Source organism: Bradyrhizobium sp., from assembly GCF_019242285.1.
In the GTDB taxonomy this organism is placed as follows: Bacteria; Pseudomonadota; Alphaproteobacteria; order Rhizobiales; family Xanthobacteraceae; genus Bradyrhizobium.
In genome coordinates this window covers 1-2,301 of the sequence record NZ_JAFAVV010000816.1, presented here as the reverse complement: position 1 = coordinate 2,301, position 2,301 = coordinate 1, and the positions used below count along the sequence as shown (strand labels likewise).

Annotated in this window: 4 protein-coding genes and 1 pseudogene; 1 reads left to right on the top strand and 4 read right to left on the bottom strand. The window is 61.1% G+C overall.

Annotated elements, in window-relative coordinates; all coding sequences use genetic code 11:
- From JOY90_RS33575 to JOY90_RS33565, 3 genes are all read right to left on the bottom strand, one after another.
- Positions 1-163, bottom strand: a 163-nt coding sequence (locus JOY90_RS33575; protein WP_291695388.1) for an ATP-binding cassette domain-containing protein, incomplete at its 3' end; no start/stop codon positions are given.
- Positions 156-1,013 (bottom strand): ABC transporter ATP-binding protein, encoded by an 858-nt coding sequence (locus JOY90_RS33570; protein WP_291695387.1) that lies wholly within the window; start codon positions 1,011-1,013, stop codon positions 156-158. The genes JOY90_RS33575 and JOY90_RS33570, both read right to left, overlap by 8 nt.
- A complete protein-coding gene (locus JOY90_RS33565) occupies positions 935-1,789 on the bottom strand; it encodes a branched-chain amino acid ABC transporter permease (RefSeq protein ID WP_291695386.1) in 855 nt (284 codons plus the stop codon). The genes JOY90_RS33570 and JOY90_RS33565 overlap by 79 nt, the downstream gene beginning before the upstream one ends.
- A 4-nt stretch (positions 1,790-1,793) precedes the next feature.
- Between JOY90_RS33565 and JOY90_RS33560 the strand changes: the two genes are divergently transcribed.
- The gene (locus JOY90_RS33560; RefSeq protein WP_291695385.1) at positions 1,794-1,979 is read left to right on the top strand and encodes a hypothetical protein; all 186 of its coding nucleotides are present in this window, start codon (positions 1,794-1,796) and stop codon (positions 1,977-1,979) included.
- On the opposite strand, the pseudogene JOY90_RS33555 reads toward JOY90_RS33560, so the two are convergent.
- Positions 1,960-2,301, bottom strand: a pseudogene (locus JOY90_RS33555) (branched-chain amino acid ABC transporter permease); the annotation flags it as partial. The gene JOY90_RS33560 and the pseudogene JOY90_RS33555 overlap by 20 nt on opposite strands.

Genomic DNA, 2,301 nt, shown 5'->3' with positions numbered 1-2,301 from the left:
GGCTGCGCGGCGCCAGCCCCATGATCGCGCGCAAGGTCGTTGTCTTTCCCACCCCGTTGCGTCCGAGCAGCGCCGCGCATTCGCCCGCTTGCACCTCCAGAGTGACGCCCTGCAGGATGTGCAGCTTCCCTATATGGACGTGGACGTCGTCGAGTCTAAGCATGGACCTCCTCCTCCTCGACGTAGTCCTCGTCCTCCTCGCGGCCGAGATAGGCCTCGCGCACGCGCTCGTCGGCGGCGATCTTTTCCGGGCTACCGGACGCCAGAATAGCACCTTGCGCCATCACAGTGATGTCGTCGGCGATCTCGAAAACGACCTCCATATCGTGCTCGATGATGATGATGTCGATCACCTGCGCAAGCTCTTGAATCTTGGTGACTGCACGTTCGGTTTCGGCCGGGCTCATGCCGCAGGTCGGCTCGTCAAGCAGCAGCAGCCGCGGCTCGGAAATCAAGGCCATGCCGATCTCGAGAAGCGCCACATCGCCGTAGGACAGCGTGCCGGCCTGCCGCCGTGCGAGCGCGGTGAGACCGATCTGCTCGAGGGTGCGCTCGACCTTTTCACGCGTATCGCGATCGCCCGAAGCGGCGCGGAACGGGTTCAAAAAGCGCTGACCGGCAAAGCCGGTAATCCAGAGGTTGTCCGCCACGGAGAGCTGCGGGAACACACTTTTGATCTGCAAGGTGCGTTTGATTCCAAGGCGACTGATCTGGTGCGGCTTGAGCCCGGTGATCTCGCGCTCGTGGAAGAACACACGACCTCCATCCGAAGTGAGCAGACCAGATATCAGGTTGAAAAAGGTGGTCTTGCCCGCGCCGTTCGGTCCGATGATGGCGTGCAGGCGCCCGCCCGCGAGGTTGAAGCTCAGCTTGTCGACGGCGATCAGCCCGCCAAATCGCTTCGTAAGGTTCTCGGTGCGCAGAACGAATTCGCTCACGGCTCGGTCCGCAACTCGGTTTCGACTGGCGGCGCCATGCCCCGCTCGGTGAGACGCATCAGCCGCTCGTGCCACAACCCTACGATGCCCTTGGGCGCAAATATCACGACCAGGATCGCCACCACGCCGACGATCAGAGAATGGTGTTCCCAGTGGGTCGATACGATCTCACGCACGACGATGAAGATGCTCGTGCCAACGATCGGGCCGAACAAAGTTCCGGCGCCGCCGACTATCGCCCAGACAACGGCCTCCCCCGACACGTGGTAGAACATGTACGTCGCCGAAGCATAACGACCGAAGAATGCGAACAGCGCACCGGCCACGCCGGCAAGAAATCCGGCCATCACAAACGCTATCAAACGCAGGAGATAGACGTTGAGACCGATCAGAGAAGCCCGCACATCGTTGTCGCGGATGGCGAGGAACGCCTTGCCGAGTGGGCTGCCGATCAAGCGGTGCATCAGCCAGAAGCAGAACGATACCGTTCCCAGGATAAAAAAGTATTGGAACGTGGGATCAGTAAAGCTCCAGTGCGTGCCGCCCAACGAGAAGGTCGAGGGTAGCGTGAAATTGATGCCGTCGTCGCCGCCAGTGAGCCATTTGTTGGTCAACGCGAGGAAGTAGAAGATCAGGGAGAACACAACGGTAATAATAGCGAAATAGTGCCAGGTCAGCCGCACGGCAAAGATCCCGGTTACCAGCGCCATTGCCATCGCGGCGACGATGCCGAGCCCGAATGCCGGCCAGAACGAGAGCCCGAAGTCGGAGACGCCGATTGCGACGCCATACATGCCGCAGCCGAAATAGAGCGCCTGTCCAAACGACAAGAGGCCGACATAACCGAACAACAGGTTGACGCTCGCAGCCAATAGCGACCAGATCAGTATTTCCGCGATGACGCTCACCCAAAAGCTGTTGATCAGCGCCGGAACCGACCAGGGCACCGAGAGCATGAACGCCGAGAGCATGAACGCCGTGAACACGGCCAACAGCGCGCGATTGATGGCGGCGGCGGAGGTCAACGGCTCAATCCTTTGAACAGGCCCTGCGGCCGCAGCAGCAAAACCGCGCTCATCAACACAAGCGAGGAAATGCGCGCCACGGTCGGATCAGCAACGCTCGAGATGACACCTTCGAGGACGGAGAGCAGGATCGCAGCCGCGGCGGTCCCCGGAAGGTTGCCGAGGCCGCCGATGATGACGGCCATGAAGCAGAACGGCAGTATGTCGACGCCACCGCGGAAGTCGACAGTCGTGATCGGCGCCGCCACAACGCCACCAACTGCGGCGAGCGCAAAACCGATCGCGAAGGTGAAGATGTAGACGCGATGTGCTGGAATACCCATCGCCACGGCCGTATC